Source organism: Moorena sp. SIO3I6 (assembly GCF_010672095.1).
The window spans coordinates 1-1,608 of record NZ_JAAHHU010001169.1; the positions used below are offsets into that span (position 1 = coordinate 1).

Genomic DNA, 1,608 nt, shown 5'->3' on the forward strand with positions numbered 1-1,608 from the left:
ATAGGCCAATCCCTAAAGCGCGGAAGCTTTGCGTGACTCGCATCTGCTGGTAATACCTCTAAGGCAGACATCTGCATTGTTCCAGCCAGATAGTTGAAACTTGAGACTTGAAACTTGAGACTTGAGACTTGAAAATCCTACCTTTGCGCATTCGCGAATTCTCTTGAATTCCCAATTCTTAATTCTTAATTCTTAATTCTTAATTCCCAATTCTTAATTCTTAATTCTTAATTCTTAATTCCCAATTCTTAATTCTTAATTCCCAATTCTTAATTCTTAATTCCCAATTCTTAATTCTTAATTCTTAATTCTTAATTCTTAATTCTTAATTCATTCATGGCTGGTGCGTTACGGCGCTCCTGACGTAAACTCTCAACTGTTGGGAGTTGATTACGCCGCGCCTAACGCACCCTACGGGATGATTGATTAAAAACTAGTCACTGAATGCAGCCTACCACTTATCAGCCTGGTCTAGAACATAAGCAGCTACATTTTCAATTTGGTCGGGTTTTAAACGACCACCAAAGCGAGGCATAGCTCCTTTGCCGTTTGTTACTTGTGTCTTGATAGCTGCAGCAGAATACATTTCATATTTCTCCAGGACCTCCTTGCTCAGAGTTTTCTCGGGATTGAGTAGATTTTCGCCGCCCAAATGACAAGCATTGCAGTTAGCTGTAAATACCGCTTCTCCTTTAGTCGCATCACCAGCAGCTAAAGCGGAATCAGGGAAGCTGAAGGTTATTAAAGCGAAAACTAGCAGAATCGCAATTAGTATTTTTTTCAAAGTGTTTCTCCTCTTAGTATGGCGTTAAGCCAGATATTAGCGTTCACTAAGAGGAGGAACTCTGTCAAACGACAGGCTGTCAAAGTTATAACAAAAGTTAACAAAATAAGGTGGGCATTGCCCACCTTATTCCTAGAGATATATTACTTAATTGATGCGACTATTTCACAATAACTTTGCCAGTCATACCTGCACCACGGTGGGGTGCGCAGAAATACTTGTAAGTTCCAGTCTGATCAAATGTGGCTGTAAAGGATTCACCTGGTTTGTAGGCATACTTTTTGTGAGATTTGTCTGCTGCATCTCCTTCGAAGATTACGTTGTGAGGAAACATCTTCTTATTAACCCACTTAACGGTATCTCCAGCAGAAATGGTAACTTCATTAGGAACAAATTGCATGGGAAAACCTTTAGTCGAACCCATGTCCACTTCTACGGTAGCTGCAGTAGCAGGTGCTACGGACATCGCAAAGGTGGCGATGGCCAGTAAGAGACTAGCAAGAACTAAACCTAGTTTTTTGAACATTTTCTTGATTCACTTGCCGCTGAATACCCCATCCTAGTTTGGGCGGGGAGGAAGCCGGGCGGCGGATACAGCTTCCTTTGGCTAAACGAGCGATTGAGCAAGGCAACAGGGGGAAACCCCCATTCGCACTTTGCATCAAAACAATGACGAATATTTCGTCGTGGTAATTATTTTAATATTCAAGTATGACAATTTGTCATACTTTGTTTTGGGAATAGTGATTTTGTTACAAATCTCAAGATTTCGATGCTCTTAAGCTGTAGAGCACGATTGATGGATTCTACGTAAGCATGCAGCG

The 1,608-nt window shown here is 41.3% G+C and carries 2 protein-coding genes; both read right to left on the reverse strand.

The genetic code is table 11. The features are described from left to right. Positions 1-451: 451 nt before the first annotated feature. Positions 452-784, reverse strand: coding sequence for a cytochrome c6 PetJ (gene petJ, locus F6K49_RS47340; protein ID WP_293109462.1), 333 nt, complete (start codon positions 782-784; stop codon positions 452-454). Between the two features lie 160 nt (positions 785-944). Then, the gene (petE, locus tag F6K49_RS47345) at positions 945-1,310 is read right to left on the reverse strand and encodes a plastocyanin (protein WP_293037064.1); all 366 of its coding nucleotides are present in this window, start codon (positions 1,308-1,310) and stop codon (positions 945-947) included. Between the last annotated feature and the right edge of the window lie 298 nt (positions 1,311-1,608).